Raw genomic sequence first — 15223 nt, 5'->3', positions numbered from 1 at the left:
CGCCTAGCCTCGGATCGAAGTCACGAGAGAGGACCTGACATGAGCTCGATCTCCACAGCATCCCCGACGGCGACCCAGCCGCCGGCCTTGGGGGCGCCCCGCATCGTCGGGCTGATCGCCCTGCTCCTCGTCACGATCGCACTGCCGCTGATCTTCCTGCCTATGGAAGCAAGCTGGGGGCACCTCGTCTTCCACCTGCTGGGGATCGCGACCTGCGTCCTCGCTGTGCTCCTGCTGCGCGACGTGCGCCGTCTCAGCCAGGGCAAGGCCGTGCCCGTGCTCACGTGGGTGACCACGGTGTTCTTCGCCGCGTGGCTGGTGGGGCACATCGGCGAGCTCTTCGTCGTGCTGACCCACGGTGGCGCCCACGCGGACCACGACGTGTTCGACCACCCGACCCACGTGTTCTTCGCCTCCATCGCCGTCCCCGGCTGGATGGCGAGCGTGGTCACGACGCTGATCCTGCTGATTGCGGTCGTCGTCTCCGTGGTTCGCCGCGCCCGCGGGTAACCCGTCAAGCCGCCCGACCCGCCGCCGTGTGACCGGCCGATAGCGGTACATACACATGCTAGTGTATGTGTATGAGTGTGATGGAGAGAAGGCTCCAGTTGCTGCTGGATCAGGAGCGATTCGCACGGGTTGACTCGGAGGCGAAGCGCTCCGGGCGCAGCGTGTCCGCGGTCATCCGCGGTGCGATCGACATCGCCTATCCCAGCGAGGCCGTTTCCCGTGCGGTGGCGCTGACGTCGCTCGTCGAGCTGTGCAAGGCTCCGCGGGAGCGTCCAGAAGACGACTGGGAGGCGATCAAGGACGCTTACGAGGACGATGTCGCCGGGGTCGGCCGGTGAGCCGCGTCTTCATCGACGCCAACGTGCCCATCTTCGCGCTGGGCGGGGAGTCACCCCATCGCGTCGCCTGCCTGAACCTGCTGGAGCGGGCAGCGCGCGGCGAGGTCGTCCTGCACGCGAGCGTCGAGATGGTGCAGGAGGTGCTCTTCCATCGGTTGCGCCGGGGCGATGCCGCGGACGCGGTCGCCCAGTCCCGGCTCGTCGCGGCCTCGTGCGTGCTGCACCCGTTCGACGGGGAGGTGCTGCAGGCGGCGATCGAGCTCGTCGAACGGAGCGGAATGCGCGGACGCGACGCGGTGCATGCGGCGACGGCGCTCGAGCAGGGGTTTGACGAGATTGTCACCGTGGACAGCGACTTCGACCGCTGCCCAGGGCTCGCTCGGGTCGACCCCGGGTCCGTTGCCGTGCGTTGACGACCAGCAGGGCTCATCCGGTTCGTCCGGCCCATTGGTTTCGACGCGGGCCCGGCGCTTCGCGCGGAGACCCGGCTCAACCAGCGGTTTTCAGACGATCCGATGGGTCCAGCCGTGGGGGTCGGGGCGAAGGCCGTACTGGATCTCGGTCAGCGCCGTGCGCAGGTCGAGGGTGACGGGGCCCGGGTCTCCGGAGCCGACGACGTGGCGGCCACCCGTGTTCTTCAGCGAGGCCACGGGAGTGATCACCGCGGCGGTGCCGCAGGCGAACACCTCGGTGACGGTGCCGTCGTCGATGCCCGCGAGCAGCTCGTCCAGGGCGATGCGCCGCTCGACGACGGAGAGGCCGGCATCGCGGGCGAGCTGCAGGATCGCGGAGCGGGTCACACCCTCGAGGATGGTGTCGGTCAGCTCGGGCGTGATCAGCTCGCCGGCGGTGGTGACCGCGAAGAGGTTCATGCCGCCCAGTTCCTCGACGTAGCGGTGCTCGACGGCGTCGACGAAGCCCACCTGGCTGCAGCCGTTCGCCTCCGCCTCGGCCTGCGCGAGCATCGACGCCGCGTAGTTGCCGCCGCACTTCGCGAAGCCGGTGCCGCCCGGGGCGGCGCGCGAGAACTCGGTGGTGAACCAGATGTCGACGGGCGTGATGCCCGAGCCGCCGAAGTAGGAGCCGGACGGGCTGGCGATCACCGCGTAGGTCACCGACGTCGACGGCTTGACGGCCAGGAAGGGGCTCCGCGCGAACGCGAACGGGCGCAGGTACAGGCTCTGCTCCTCGCCGGTGGGCACCCAGTCGCGGTCGATCCGGACCAGCTCGTCGATGCTGGCCAGGAAGTCGTCAACGGGCAGTTCCGGCAGCCCGAGCCGACGACACGAGCGGCGGAACCGCTCGGCGTTGACCTCGGCACGGAACCGCCAGACGGAGCCGTCCGCGCGCGCGTACGCCTTCAATCCCTCGAAGGCCTCCTGCGCGTAGTGCAGGACGGCCGACGCCGGGTCGAGTTCGAACGGGCCGTACGGCACGACGCGGTGGTCGTGCCAGCCGTCGGCCGCGGTCCAGTCGATCAGCGTCATGTGGTCGCTGAACTGGGCCCCGAAGCCGAGATCGGCGAGGACCGCTGCGCGCTCCTCGGCGGTGCGCCCGGTGGACCTCTGGATGTCAAATGCAGTCATGAGTGGTGTCGATTCGATCGTGAATTATGGGGTGGTGTGCACAGTTCTCTCTATACGGGAGGCCAGGGCCATATACGGCCTGGCTCGACGTATAGAGAGATTTGTGTCGGGGAGTCGGGCGTGTGCATGGGAGTTCAGGAGTAGCGGCCCATGCCGCCGGCGACGTCGATGCTCGCCCCGGTGATGTAGCTCGACCGGGAGCCGGCCAGGAACGCCACGACGCCGGAGACCTCGTGGGCCTCGCCGAACCGGCCGAGCGGGATGTCGGCCTCGGCCATGTCGGCGAAGAACTGCTCGGCGGTCTTCTCCGGCGCCCGCTTGGCGTGGATGTTCGCCCACTGCGGGGTCTTCACGCACCCGATGTTCACCGAGTTGACCAGCACGCCGTCGGTGGCGAGCTCCTGCGCGAGGGCCTTGGTGACGTTCTGCCCCGCCGCGCGGTTGACGGTGGTGGAGAAGAATCGGAAGTCGGGCATGCGGGCGTACACCGAGCCGATGTTGATGACGCGCGGGGCGTCGCTTCGCCTCAGCCAGGGGAGGGCCAGCTTCACGGCGCGGAACCAGCTCAGCACCTTGATGTTGAAGTCGGCGACCAGCGCCTCCTCGTCAAGCGTCTGGAACGTGCCGGGGTGAGCGCCGCCCGCGTTGTTGACCAGCACGTCGACGCCGCCCATCGATTCGGCGGCCCACTCGACGAAGGCCGCCAGCTGGGCGGCGTCGCGCACATCGACGGCGCGGCCATCGGCCCGCTCACCCAATCCGGCCACGGCGGCGGCCACCTCGTCGGCGTCGCGCGCGCAGATGCGCACGGTGGCGCCCTCCGCGACCAACTCCTTCGCGATGGCGAGGCCGAGGCCCTTCGACCCCCCGGTGACGATGGCCTTCCGGCCGTTCAGTCCGAGATCCATGGCCCCTCCTCAGCAGAAGCACTCGTCGACGGGAACCTGCAGGCCGACGGCCATGCGGTTGGTCTTGTTCGCGGCGCCGACGATGCCGTGCAGCTCGGCGATCTGCTCGTCCGTCGCGCCTTTTGCGCGCGCCGCGGCGGTGTGCGAGCGGACGCAGTAGGTGCACCCGTTCACCGTCGACACCGCCACGTAGATCAGCTCCTTGGTCAGCGGGTCGAGCGAGGTGCCCGGCCCCATGATCGCCTTCAGCTCCGCCCAGGTGCGCTCCAGGTTCTCAGGATCGTGGGCGAGCACGCGCCAGAAGTTGTTCACGAAGTCGGTTCCGCGCGTCTCGCGGATGTCGGCGAACACGGCCGCCGCGCGGGGACTCAGTTCGTCGTCGGCGAGCACGGGGAGGATCGGCGAGTACTGCTCCATGAATGCGTCCTTGGAGTCGGGAGTGGCTTGGTCCAACGTAGCCCACAGGCTCCGCCCGGTGTGGCGGCGGGCGCGGATATCTCGGACGGCACTTCGGGCGTTCGGCGCTGTCGGCGGGCCGGGATAGACTCGTGCCCGCACGCCAGAACCCGAGCGAGAGGTGCCCCTGTGCAAGACGAGCTGACCGGATCCGGAGTCCCCGCCCCGTTCGCCGCCCTCGGCCTCACCTACGACGACGTGCTGCTGCTGCCGGGCGAGACCGATGTCATTCCCTCGGAGGTGGACACCACCACGCAGGTCACTCGGGGTTTGAGCCTGAAGCTCCCGTTGATCAGCGCGGCGATGGATACGGTCACCGAGTCCCGGATGGCCATCGCGATGGCCCGGGAGGGTGGCCTCGGCGTGCTGCACCGCAACCTGTCCATCGAGGACCAGGCCTACCAGGTGGACCTCGTCAAGCGCACTCAGACGGGGCGGATCACCAACCCCGTCACCATCGGAGCGGACGCCACGCTGGAGCAGCTCGACGAGATCTGCGGCCAGTACCGGGTCTCGGGCCTGCCTGTCGTCGACGGCGACCGCCGGCTGCTTGGCATCTGCACCAACCGCGACCTCCGCTTCACGCCCGTGGCCGAATGGGCCACCACCCTGGTGCGTGACGTGATGACGCCCGTGCCGCTGATCACCGCGCCGGAGACCATCTCGCGCGAGGATGCGACCACACTTCTCCGCCAGCACAAGCGCGAGCGTCTGCCGCTGGTCGACGGCGACGGCAGGCTCACGGGCCTCATCACCGTCAAGGATTTCGTGAAGTCCGAGCAGTTCCCGCTCGCCTCCAAGGACGCCGACGGGCGCCTCCTGGTGGCCGCGGCCGTGGGGTTCTTCGGGGATGCCTGGGAGCGGGTCACCGCCCTGGTGGACGCCGGCGTCGACGCCCTCGTGGTGGACACCGCCAACGGCCACGCGAAGCTCATGCTGGAGATGGTGAGTCGGCTCAAGAACGATCCCGCCACGCGGCATGTGCAGATCATCGGGGGCAACATCGCTACCCGCGCGGGCGCGCAGGCGCTCGTCGACGCCGGCGCCGACGCCGTGAAGGTGGGCGTCGGGCCCGGCTCCATCTGCACCACCCGCGTCGTGGCGGGGGTCGGCGTGCCCCAGGTGACCGCCGTCTACGAGGCGGCGCTCGCCTGTCGTCCCGCCGGGGTGCCCGTGATCGCCGACGGCGGCCTGCAGTACTCCGGCGACATCGCGAAGGCGCTGGTGGCGGGCGCCAACAGCGTCATGGTGGGGTCCTTGATGGCCGGCTGCGAGGAGTCGCCCGGCGAGACGGTGTTCTTCAACGGCAAGCAGTACAAGCGGTACCGCGGCATGGCCTCGCTGGGCGCCATGACCTCGCGAGGGGATCGACGCTCCTACTCCAAGGACCGCTACTTCCAGGGAGACCTGAGCGACGACGAGATCACCACCGAGGGCATCGAGGGCCAGGTGCTCTACCGCGGCCCGGCCGCCTCCGTCGTTCACCAGCTGATGGGGGGCCTCCATCAGTCCATGTTCTACTTGGGCGCGCGCACCGTCCCGGACCTGCAGGAGCGCGGCCGCTTCGTCCGCATCACCGCCGCGGGCCTGCGCGAGTCGCACCCGCACGACGTCCAGCTGACCGCCGAATCCCCGAACTACTGGTCGCGCTAACACCCACCCCTCAGGAGAATCCGCATGTACGAGCTCGGACGCAGCAAGCGCGCCAGCCAGGCCTACAGCTTCGACGACGTGGCCATCGCCCCCACGCGCCGCACGCGTGGCGAGAGCGAGGTGGACCTCAGCTGGCGGATCGACGCGGTGACGTTCGACGTGCCGATCGTCGCCGCCCCGATGGACTCGGTGATGTCGCCGGCGACGGCCATCCGCATGGGCCAGTTGGGTGGCCTCGGCGTGCTGAACCTCGAGGGCCTGTGGACCCGCTACGAGGACCCGCAGTCGAAGTACGAGCTCCTGACGCAGGACTGCGACCGGGTCACGGCGACCACGCGGCTGCAGGAGATCTACTCCGAGCCGGTCAAGGCCGAGCTGATCCGCGACCGGCTCGCCGAGGTGCGCGCCGCGGGCGTCCCCGTCGCGGGCGCGCTGTCGCCGTCGCGCACGCAGGAGTTCGCCGACGTGATCGAGAAGGCCGGCATGGACTTCTTCGTCATCCGCGGCACGACGGTGTCGGCCGAGCACGTCGGCGGCGAGGACACGCTGAACCTCAAGGAGTTCATCTACCGCTTCGACATCCCCGTGCTCGTCGGCGGCGTCGCCACCTACCGCGCCGCACAGCACCTGATGCGCGCGGGCGCCGCGGGCGTGCTCGTCGGCTTCGGTGGGGGCGCGACGCACACGACCGCGTCGGTGCTGGGCATCGAGGTGCCGATGGCGTCCGCTGTGGCCGACGTCGCGGAGGCCCGCCGCGACTACCTCGAAGAGAGCGGCGGCCGTTACGTCCACATCATCGCCGACGGCGCCGTCGGCCGCTCCGGCGACATGGCGAAGGCCATCGCGTGCGGCGCGGACGCCGTCATGGTCGGCTCGCCGCTGGCCCGCGCCACCGAGGCTCCCGGCCGCGGCTGGCACTGGGGCAGCGAGGCGTGGCACCAGCTCCTTCCCCGCGGCGAGCGCTCGTTCTTCGAGCAGGTCGGCACCCTCGAGGAGGTCGTGCTCGGCCCCTCGCGCGTGCCCGACGGCACGATGAACCTGGCCGGTGGCCTCCGCAAGGCCATGGCGCTGACCGGCTACACGGACATCAAGTCGTTCCAGCGGATCGACCTGATCGTCCACTGAGTCGAAGCGGACCGACCCCGATCCTCACCCCGAGCTGAATCGGACCGACCCGACCCTCACCCCGAGCTGAATCGACCCGACCCGACCCCGAGCCCCAAGGAGCGCGCCATGGCAGCCGCGGACCCGACCCTGCAGCAGGAGGCGTGGGCCGAGCTCGCGCGCCTGCGCGGCAGTATCGACAACATGGACTCGGCGCTGATCCACCTTCTCGCGGAGCGGTTCAAGGTCACGCAGCGCGTGGGCGAGCTCAAGGCCCGAGCAGGCCTCCCCGCCGCGGACCACGACCGCGAGGCGCGCCAGGTCGCCCGCCTGCGAGCCCTCGCCCTCGACGCCGACCTCGACCCGGAGCTGGCCGAGAAGTTCGTGACGTTCATCGTCCGCGAGGTCGTCCGCCACCACGAGCAGATCGCCCGAGAGCAGCGCTAACCGCCGCTGACCGCTGGTTGAGTCCCGCCGCTGGTTGAGTCGGAAATACCGCTGGTTGAGCCGGACCGCACGACCGCTGGTTGAGCCGAGGTGCGTCGACGAAGTTGACCGCGACTCGTGTCGAAACCAATGACTGGCGCCTTGTTCGAGGACTTGCCCCCAACCCGTGTGGACGGTCCTGGCTTCAGGGCGGACGGTGGAGGTGGGGAGATGGTCCGTCTCGCTGCCGCCAAGACCTCTGTGCTCGTTCCCGCGCCTGCTTCGGTGCATGGTTTCTCTTACGCTTCGACGAACCATCTCCCCACCTCCACCTTGGTTTGCCTTCCGGGCGGCGCTCAAGCCCACTAGCCGAGCAGAAGCTGGTTTTCCACGACCATCGGCTGGAGTTCATCCACGCGACGACTTGACCTCACCCTAAATACTCATATAGAGTAAAAGTCATGAACGAGGCAGCCACAGCGATCGAGACCATCCTCGGCGCGACCGCGCCGGAGGACCTGTTCGACGGCGCCCCCGCCGATGGCGACGCCGCGCGGAGGGCACGGCGGAGGTACCGGACGCTTGTGGCGCTCGTGCACCCGGACCGGGCCGCGGCGAACGGCGTCGACCCCGCCGAGGCGCAGCGGGCCATGGCCGTGCTCACCGCCCTCTACGACCGCTGGGTCGACGCCAAGGTCGACGGCGGCGAGCCGCACGTCGTCGGGCGCGACCGCGCCTACCCGATCCGGAAGCGCCTCCGGCAGGCGCCTCGGCTCAGCACCTACGCCACCGACGAGGACGACCTCTTCATCGCGATCAGCAGGAGCGTCGACAACGGCGTGAGGCCGCTGTTCCGGGCGGAGCAGCACCTGTCCGACGTGCACATGTGGGGCTTTGGCCCGCGGATCGTCGACTGGGGCGAGGCCGCGGGGCGCCGGTGGGCGGCCTACCGGCTGCCGGAGGGGCTCCGTTCGCTCCGCGAGGTGCGGGCCGCCTACCCCGGCGGGCTCGACGGGCGCGACTGGGCCTGGATGGCCCGCCGCCTGCTGATGGTCTTCGACGCCGTCGATGTGACCAACGGCGCGCTCGGCCTCGACTCGGTGCTGATCCATCCCGTGGAGCACGGCGTCGTCGTCACGCACTGGGGCGAGGGGGCCGCGCCCGACGCTCCGGCCATCACGCAGCTGTTCGACGACATGCTCGCGCCCGACGAGGACCGCCAGCGCCGCTTCGCCGCGTCGTCCGATGGGCTCAGCCCCAGGCAGCGCCTCTACGAATACGACCTGTTGCTCCGCGCGCTCTACGGCCCGCGCCGCTTCCGGCCCTTCACCCTCTGACCAATCATCCTTCAAAGGAGCCCATCATGGGAAACGGATACTGGAACACCACCGCCTACACCAACGCCGCGAGCGCCCGCCGCAAGGCCGGCATCGACGACTTCGGCTACACCTCGGTCATGCGCGGCGTGGCGCGCAACCAGCGCAAGCCCGCGCCGAGCCTCGATCCCTTCGGCGCGACCGTCCGCGAGGCGAGGGACAGCGACGAGCACCCGGCAAGCACGCCGATCGCCGTCCTCTTCGACGTCACAGGCTCGATGCTGAACGTGCCGCAGACCCTGCAGAAGCGGCTGCCGGACCTGCTCGGGCTGCTGACCCGCGGCGGCTACGCCCAGGACCCGCAGATCCTGGTCGGCGCCATCGGCGACGACGTGTTCGACGCGGTGCCGCTGCAGATCGGCCAGTTCGAGAGCGACATCCGCATCGACGAGCAGCTGCGCGACATCTACCTGGAGGGCGGTGGAGGCGGCGACCGCAAGGAGGGCTACGCGCTCGCCTCGTGGTTCCTCGCCACCCGCGCCGAGCTCGACAGCCTGGCCAGGCGCGGCCGCAAGGGGTACTGCTTCATCGTCGGCGACGAGGCGAACAAGGACATGCTGAGCGCGGCCTCGATCCGCCGGTTCGTCGGCGACAAAGTGCAGGGCGACCTCACCATCCGTGAGGTCTACCGGCTCCTGGAGGAGAAGTTCCACGTCTACTTCGTGGTGCCGAACCTCACCTCGTACTACGACGAGCCCTGGCTGGAACAGCACTGGCGCGGCATCGTGGGGGAGCGGTTCCTGAAGCTGGAGGATCCCGCCGCGGTCTGCGACCTGATCGCGGTCACCGTCGGGATCATGGAGGAGTCGATCACCCTCGACGAGGGCCTCCAGGACCTGCACAACCTCGGCTCGGCCGGCGGCCGCGCCGTCGGCAAGGCGCTCGCGACCCTCGGCGCCGGGTCCGGGCTCGCCACCGGCGGCGTCCTCCCCGCCGACCTGTAGCGCCGCTCGTGCACAAATCTCTCTATGCGGCAACCCAGGCCCGATATGGGGCTGGCCCGCCGTATAGAGAGGCTTGTGCCGGAGAGAGGCGATGGGAACACGTGAAACCGATGAGGAGCGAGGGATGAGGACACTCGGGCGAGGAAGACAAGCGATCGTCGTGGTCGGCCTCGGCTACGGCGACGAGTCGAAGGGCGCGACGGTCGACTACCTGGCCTCCGCGCTCGACGACACCGTCGCCGTGGTGCGGTGGTCGGGCGGCGCGCAGGCCGCGCACAACGTCCGGCACGGGCCGCGGCACCACACGTTCCGGCAGTTCGGCTCCGCCTCGCTGCTCGACGTGCGCACCATCCTGCGCGCGCCGATGCTGGTCAACCCGCTGCTGCTCGACACCGAGGCCGACGAGCTGGCCGCGCTCGGCGTCCACGACCCGTTGGGCCTGGTCGCGGCGGACCCCGCCTGCCTGGTCACCACGCCCATCCACGCGGCGATGAACCGGGCGCGCGAGATCCTCCGCGGCGCGGCACGCCACGGCTCGACCGGGCTGGGCATCGGCGAGACCGTGGCCTACGACCTGGCCGTCCGGTCGCGTGCCCGCCGTGGCGACGTCGTCGGCAACTTCCCGTGCCCCGCCGACGCGCCTGCGGTGCCCGCGCTCCGGGTCGGCGACCTGCGCGACCGCAAAGCCACCATCGCGGCGCTGGACGCCCTCGCGGCGTTCGCCGAGCCGCTTCTCGGGCTGGTTGATATGGCTGGGTCGATTGGTTTCGACACGGACACTCGGCTGGCGCCTCGTGGTCCGGCTCAACCAGCGGAATCTTCGGGGCTCGCTCACCCAGCGGAATCTTCGGGACTCGCTCACCCGCTGGTTGAGCCGGGCCCCCGCGCGAAGCGCCGGGCCCGTGTCGAAACCAATGAGCCGAACCACCAGGACCTCCCAGCCATCGACGACCTCGCCGATCGGCTGATGGCGGTCACGCGCGAGATCGAGATCCTCGACGACGCGGACCGCGCCCTGGGTGCGGCGCTGGATGCGGGGACGGTGATCTTCGAGGGGTCGCAGGGCGTCTTGCTCGACGAGTGGCACGGGTTTCACCCGCACACCACGTGGGCGACGGTGACCCCGCGCCACCTCGTCGCGGAGCTGGAGGCCGCGGGCCGCGATCCGTACGTCCTCGGCCTGACCAGGCCGTACGCGACCCGGCACGGCGCCGGGCCGATGCCGACCGAGGACCCGGCCTTGGAGCTACCCGAGCCGGACAACGGCCCGGGCCTCTACCAGGGCAGTTGGCGTGTGGGGCACCTGGACCTGCCCGCGCTTCGATACGCGTCGAAGGTCGCCGGCCGCGTCGACGGCGTCGGCGTCTCCCATCTTGATCTCCTCCCCGGATCGGCAAAATGGCCCGTGACGGGCGATGCGGGACGGGCGACGCTTCATGTAGCACGGTCCTGGTCCGGCGATCGCGATCCCCTGGTGCTCCCTGGCCAGCGCGAGCTCGACGCGCTTGAGGCGCTGACCGCGCGGGCGTTCGATGCCCGTCCGGACCTGGAGCCGCTGCCCGAGGGTGAGGGTGAGGTCCTCGGGCTGATCGCCGACGCCGTCGGCGCCCCCGTCATCCTGACGGCCCACGGCCCGCAGCGCTCAGATCGTCGCCTCGCGGGCGATGCTGGCGGAGTCGGTCCCGTGCGAAGCGCCGACCGAAACCAGTGAACTGTAGGGTGCCCGTCATGACAGAGGGCATCTTCAGCGTCGTGTCGGTCGACGTCGTCGCGGTGGCGTACGACAGGGGGCTCCGTCGGGTGCTTTTCGCGAGCCACGCGCGCACGGCGCCGCCGTTCGAGGGCGACCTCGCGCTCCCGGGGGTCGTCGTGCTGAGCGGCGAGCGCCTGGAGCACGCCGCGGGCCGTGCCCTGGCAAAGCTGGGGCTCCCGGAGGCGCCGACGGTGATGGGGCAGCTGCGCACGTTCGACGAGCCCGCTCGCGACCCGCGCGGGCCGTCGCTGTCCATCGCCATGTGGGCCGCCTTCCCCGTCGCGAGCGAGGCGTCGCCCGCGACGTGGTCCCCGCTTGATGCCGCCCCGCACCTGTCCTTCGACCACGATCACATCGTCGCCGAGGCGCGGGGGATCCTCGCGGGCATGCTCTGGCGCGACCTGACCTTCACCCGCGCCCTGACCGGCCCGCAGTTCTCTGCCGCGGACGCGGTGGCGATCACCGCGCAGCTCAGCGGTCGCGAGGTGCACCGCGCCAACCTCAACCGCGACTTGGCGAAGACCCCGGGCCTCGTCGAGGCCGGCCTCGCGCCCGCCACAGGCGGCCGCCCCCCCAAGCTTTGGCGCTGGGAGGGCGGCGAGTCCTGAGACGGCTCGGCTCCTCAGTCGCCGGGGAAGACCACCCCGATCTGGGAGCGGATCTCGTCCATGGTGACCGCGAGTTCGATCGTCTCGCCGAGCGGCATCAGCGGGCTTTCCGGTAGCTCCGCGCGGATGATGCGCTCGAATTCGATTGCCTCATACTGCATTCCTCGTCCCGCTACCTCCATCGAGAAGCGCTCCCGCACGCTGCCGTCGGGTGCAACGACGCTGAATGAGGTCGCGTTGTACCACCAAGGGTCGATCTCGATCCGCGCCTCCGTGCCGATGACGCTCGCCCGAACCGCGCTCGGCGTGGCGAGCCCGGAGTAGGAGACGCCCTGGCGGCCACCGGCATGGACGGTTAGTACCGCCGTCTGTCCGTCGACTCCCGTCCCAGTCAGGTGGGCGTGCGCGAGAGTGCGCTCGGGAGCCCCAAGCAGGTCGATCGCGAAGGCGAGGGGATAGACCCCCAGGTCGAGCAGTGCGCCGCCACCGAGCGCCGCCGTGTTGACCCTGTGGGCGGGATCGGTGGACAAGAACTGGCCGTGGTCGGCAAGAACCGCGCGCACGTCTCCCAACGCTCCTCCGCGGGCGAGTTCCCGGACGCGTCCCATGTGGGGAAGGAACCGCGTCCACATGGCTTCCATCGCGCTGACCCCCGCGGTGGTTGCGGCTGTTGCGATTTCGCGGGCCTGGGCCGCATTGAGGGCGAACGGCTTCTCGACGAGGACGTGTTTGCCGGCCCCGATCGCGAGCAGGGCGTGCTCCAGGTGAAGGGAGTTGGGGGTCGCGACGTACACGATGTCTACTGATGGATCGGTCACAAGTCCGGCGTAGTCGCCGTGTGCATGGGGCACGTCATGGGCGTGGGCGAAGGCCCGGGCTGACGACTCCGTTCGGGAACCGACCGCCGTCACCCGTAGGCCCGCCCTCCGCAGGTCCTCGGTGAAGATACCCGCGATGAGTCCTGTGCCGAGGATGCCCCAGCCCAGCGTGCCGGTCACGCCGGCGCCGTTCGGTAGACCCGCACTTCCCACGGCTCGAGGGCGTCACCAGGGACGTCAACGTTACGGAGGATCAACTCGCCGACCACCAGCGACTCATCGGGAATCGTCACGACAGCGCGGCTCATGTTTCCGACCAGAACCAGTTCCGTGCCCCTGTACCGGCGACGGAACGCGATGAGCTGCTCGTGGTCGCGCAGTTCCATGGTGAAGTCGCCGTGCGCGACAACGGGATCGTCGTGTCGTAGCCGGATGAGCGTGCGATAGAACTGAAGGATCGAGTCCGGATCTTCCAGTGCCTGGGCAACGTTCACCTCCTTGACGCCGGCGTTCACGCGCATCCACGGAGTGCCGGTGGTGAACCCGGCCGTGCTTCCCTCAGCCCACTGCATGGGGGTGCGTGCATTGTCTCGGCTGATCGCGTTCAGTGCGGCCATCACGTCAGTCTCGTCCGCCCCTGCAGCCATCGCGGCTCGGTAGTGGCTGAGCGACTCGATGTCTCGCATCTCGTCGATCGATGAGAAGTGCGCGTTCAGCATCCCGATCTCTTCGCCCTGGTAGAGGTATGGCGTACCTCGCTGCAGATGCAGCACGGCGGCGAGGAGCTTGGCCGATGCCACTCGGTACTGCTCGTCACCGAATCGCGACACGGCGCGTGGTTGGTCGTGATTGTTCCAGTACAGGCTGTTCCAGCCGCGCTCGGCCAGCCCGGCCTGCCAGCGATCAATGGTGTCCTTGAGCGCGTCGAGTCGTAGCGGCCGCACATCCCACTTGCTGTCTCCCTGATCGAGCATGACGTGTTCGAAATGGAACACCATGTCGAGCTCGCGGCGCTCCTGATCCGTGAAGAGGACGGCTTGCTCGACGGTCGCGCCCAGCATCTCGCCCACGGTGAGGAGGCGCTCGCGTCCCGCGAACACCCGCTCGTGCATCTCCCTGAGGAACTCGTGGTTACGCGGTCCTGCCGTGTAGAAGGCGCTCCCGTCGCCCCAGGGCGGGACGACGACGGGGCCGTCCGGGAAGCCTTGGTCCTTCGAGATGAAGTTGATGACGTCCATGCGGAACCCGTCGATCCCGCGATCGAGCCACCAGTTCATCATCTCGTAGATGGCCTCGCGGACCGCGGGATTCTCCCAGTTGAGGTCGGGCTGCTTGCGGGAGAAGAGGTGGAAGTAATACTCATCCGTCGCCTCGTCGAACTCCCACGTGGACTCCGAGAAGAAAGAGCCCCAGTTGTTGGGTTCGTGTCCTCCGGTCTCCGGCCGGGCGTCTTCGGCAGGCGCGCGCCAGATGTACCAGTCTCGCTTCGGATTGTCGGCGCTCGAGCGAGACTCGAGGAACCAGGGGTGCTCGTCCGAGGTGTGATTGACGACGAGGTCCATGATGAGGCGGATCCCGCGCTCGTGCAGGGCCTCGACCAGTTCGTCGAGATCCGCAAGGGTGCCGAACAGCGGGTCGATGTCCCGGTAGTCGCTGATGTCGTACCCGTTGTCATCCTGCGGTGAACGGTAGATGGGGTTCAGCCACACGACGTCGATCCCCAGCGAGGCGATGTAGTCGACCTTGTCGATGATCCCGCGCAGATCGCCCACGCCGTCACCGTCGGAGTCCTTGAAGCTACGAGGATAGATCTGGTACACGACGGCAGAGCGCCACCAGGGGGCAGCGGCCTCGGCGAGGCCGGTTTCGGTTTCTTTCACTTGACTGCTCCCACGGTGATGCCCTTTGTCAAGGTGCGCTGGAAGATGAGGAAGAAGATGAGGGTCGGGAGGGTGCCGAGGAGGGAGGCCCCCGCCGTCGTGGTCGGGTCGCTCGTCATCTCGCCTTGGAGCGTGCCCAACGCGAGCGTGACCGTCTGGTTCGCCTCCGACACGAGCAGGACGAGGGGAAGGAAGAACTCGTTCCAGGTCCAGATGAAGAAGAACGTTGCGAGCACCATCAGGGTGGGACGCAGCATCGGAAGCACGACCGACACGAGGATGCGAAGTCGTCCGGCGCCGTCCATCCTCGCCGCCTCCAGGATCTCCCGGGGGAAGGCCGTGAGTACCGAGGAGATGAAGTAGGTGCCGAACGCGCTCTGGAGCACCGCGAACAGAATGACGATCGCTATCTTCGAGTCGTAGAGCCCGACCTGCTTGGAGAGCGCGTACAGGGGATAGACCAGCGCCTCCTGAGGGAGCGTCAACCCCACGATGAACAGCGCGAGCAGGATGCCGCTGCCCCTGATCCTGCCGATGCCGATCGCGTAGGCGCTCAGAACGGAGAGGGCGACGCCCAGGAGGGCGACACAGGTGCTGATCACGATGCTGTTCCAGAGCTTCGTGCCGAAGTCGACGCTCCGCCAGAAGGAGACGATGCTGTCAAGCGTGAAGCTCGTTGGCCACGCGACCGGGCCGCTCGCCGCGTAGTCGGCGGGCGTCTTGAAGGCGTTGAGGAACGCCAAGCCCAACGGGAGGAGGGTGCCGAGCAGGAGCAGCGCCAGCAGCGTGAGGACGATCCAGCGCACCGGGCGGGGGTGCCGATGATGGGTGGCGACGGGGCCGGATAGTTGTGCGGTTGACAT

The 15223-nt window shown here is 69.2% G+C and carries 16 protein-coding genes; 10 read left to right on the top strand and 6 right to left on the bottom strand.

Annotated elements, in window-relative coordinates; all coding sequences use genetic code 11:
- Positions 1-39 precede the first annotated feature (39 nt).
- The 3 genes from IPJ61_RS12060 (at position 40) to IPJ61_RS12050 (ending at position 1261) form a co-directional block, all read left to right on the top strand.
- A complete protein-coding gene (locus tag IPJ61_RS12060; RefSeq protein WP_297107556.1) occupies positions 40-510 on the top strand; it encodes a hypothetical protein in 471 nt (156 codons plus the stop codon).
- A gap of 71 nt (positions 511-581) precedes the next feature.
- Positions 582-848 carry a hypothetical protein gene (locus tag IPJ61_RS12055; RefSeq protein ID WP_297107553.1) on the top strand — a complete coding sequence of 89 codons (267 nt, stop codon included), beginning with the start codon at positions 582-584 and terminating at the stop codon, positions 846-848.
- Positions 845-1261 (top strand): type II toxin-antitoxin system VapC family toxin, encoded by a 417-nt coding sequence (locus IPJ61_RS12050; RefSeq protein ID WP_297107551.1) that lies wholly within the window; start codon positions 845-847, stop codon positions 1259-1261. Before IPJ61_RS12055 ends, IPJ61_RS12050 begins: the two co-directional genes overlap by 4 nt.
- A 90-nt stretch (positions 1262-1351) precedes the next feature.
- On the opposite strand, the gene IPJ61_RS12045 is transcribed toward IPJ61_RS12050, so the two are convergent.
- The 3 genes from IPJ61_RS12045 to IPJ61_RS12035 form a co-directional block, all read right to left on the bottom strand.
- Complete coding sequence (locus IPJ61_RS12045; RefSeq protein WP_297107546.1) at positions 1352-2434, bottom strand: branched-chain amino acid aminotransferase; 1083 nt, start codon at positions 2432-2434, stop codon at positions 1352-1354.
- 134 nt (positions 2435-2568) lie between these two features.
- Positions 2569-3342: an SDR family NAD(P)-dependent oxidoreductase gene (locus tag IPJ61_RS12040; protein WP_297107542.1), complete on the bottom strand. Its 774-nt coding sequence runs from the start codon at positions 3340-3342 to the stop codon at positions 2569-2571.
- A gap of 9 nt (positions 3343-3351) precedes the next feature.
- Entirely contained in the window at positions 3352-3759 is a 408-nt protein-coding gene (locus IPJ61_RS12035) for a carboxymuconolactone decarboxylase family protein (RefSeq protein ID WP_297107540.1), read from the bottom strand.
- 168 nt (positions 3760-3927) lie between these two features.
- Here IPJ61_RS12035 and guaB point away from each other — a divergent pair, with 168 nt between their 5' ends.
- From guaB to IPJ61_RS12000, 7 genes are all read left to right on the top strand, one after another.
- Positions 3928-5451 carry an IMP dehydrogenase gene (guaB, locus tag IPJ61_RS12030; RefSeq protein WP_297107537.1) on the top strand — a complete coding sequence of 508 codons (1524 nt, stop codon included), beginning with the start codon at positions 3928-3930 and terminating at the stop codon, positions 5449-5451.
- 24 nt (positions 5452-5475) lie between these two features.
- The gene (locus tag IPJ61_RS12025) at positions 5476-6576 is read left to right on the top strand and encodes a GuaB3 family IMP dehydrogenase-related protein (protein WP_297107534.1); all 1101 of its coding nucleotides are present in this window, start codon (positions 5476-5478) and stop codon (positions 6574-6576) included.
- A gap of 108 nt (positions 6577-6684) precedes the next feature.
- Positions 6685-7002, top strand: coding sequence for a chorismate mutase (locus IPJ61_RS12020; RefSeq protein WP_297107531.1), 318 nt, complete (start codon positions 6685-6687; stop codon positions 7000-7002).
- A 440-nt stretch (positions 7003-7442) separates the two neighbouring features.
- Complete coding sequence (locus IPJ61_RS12015) at positions 7443-8318, top strand: hypothetical protein (RefSeq protein WP_297107528.1); 876 nt, start codon at positions 7443-7445, stop codon at positions 8316-8318.
- Positions 8319-8344: 26 nt separating this feature from the next.
- The gene (locus tag IPJ61_RS12010) at positions 8345-9301 is read left to right on the top strand and encodes a hypothetical protein (RefSeq protein ID WP_297107525.1); all 957 of its coding nucleotides are present in this window, start codon (positions 8345-8347) and stop codon (positions 9299-9301) included.
- 124 nt (positions 9302-9425) lie between these two features.
- Positions 9426-11012, top strand: coding sequence for an adenylosuccinate synthetase (locus IPJ61_RS12005; protein WP_297107523.1), 1587 nt, complete (start codon positions 9426-9428; stop codon positions 11010-11012).
- Positions 11013-11029: 17 nt separating this feature from the next.
- Positions 11030-11662, top strand: a complete 633-nt coding sequence (locus tag IPJ61_RS12000; RefSeq protein WP_297107520.1) for an NUDIX hydrolase — start codon at positions 11030-11032, stop codon at positions 11660-11662.
- 14 nt (positions 11663-11676) lie between these two features.
- Here IPJ61_RS12000 and IPJ61_RS11995 read toward each other — a convergent pair whose 3' ends face one another.
- Genes IPJ61_RS11995 through IPJ61_RS11985 form a run of 3 tightly spaced genes read right to left on the bottom strand, consistent with a single transcriptional unit; the run spans position 11677 to position 15223 of the window.
- The gene (locus IPJ61_RS11995) at positions 11677-12660 is read right to left on the bottom strand and encodes a Gfo/Idh/MocA family protein (RefSeq protein ID WP_297107518.1); all 984 of its coding nucleotides are present in this window, start codon (positions 12658-12660) and stop codon (positions 11677-11679) included.
- The gene (locus IPJ61_RS11990) at positions 12657-14360 is read right to left on the bottom strand and encodes an alpha-glucosidase (RefSeq protein ID WP_297107515.1); all 1704 of its coding nucleotides are present in this window, start codon (positions 14358-14360) and stop codon (positions 12657-12659) included. The genes IPJ61_RS11995 and IPJ61_RS11990 overlap by 4 nt, the downstream gene beginning before the upstream one ends.
- A complete protein-coding gene (locus tag IPJ61_RS11985; RefSeq protein ID WP_297107512.1) occupies positions 14357-15223 on the bottom strand; it encodes a carbohydrate ABC transporter permease in 867 nt (288 codons plus the stop codon). Before IPJ61_RS11985 ends, IPJ61_RS11990 begins: the two co-directional genes overlap by 4 nt.

The organism is Tessaracoccus sp. (genome assembly GCF_016714275.1).
Lineage (GTDB): Bacteria > Actinomycetota > Actinomycetes > Propionibacteriales > Propionibacteriaceae > Arachnia.
The sequence above is the reverse complement of the archived record's forward strand: the minus strand, read 5'-3'. Positions and strand labels throughout refer to the sequence as shown.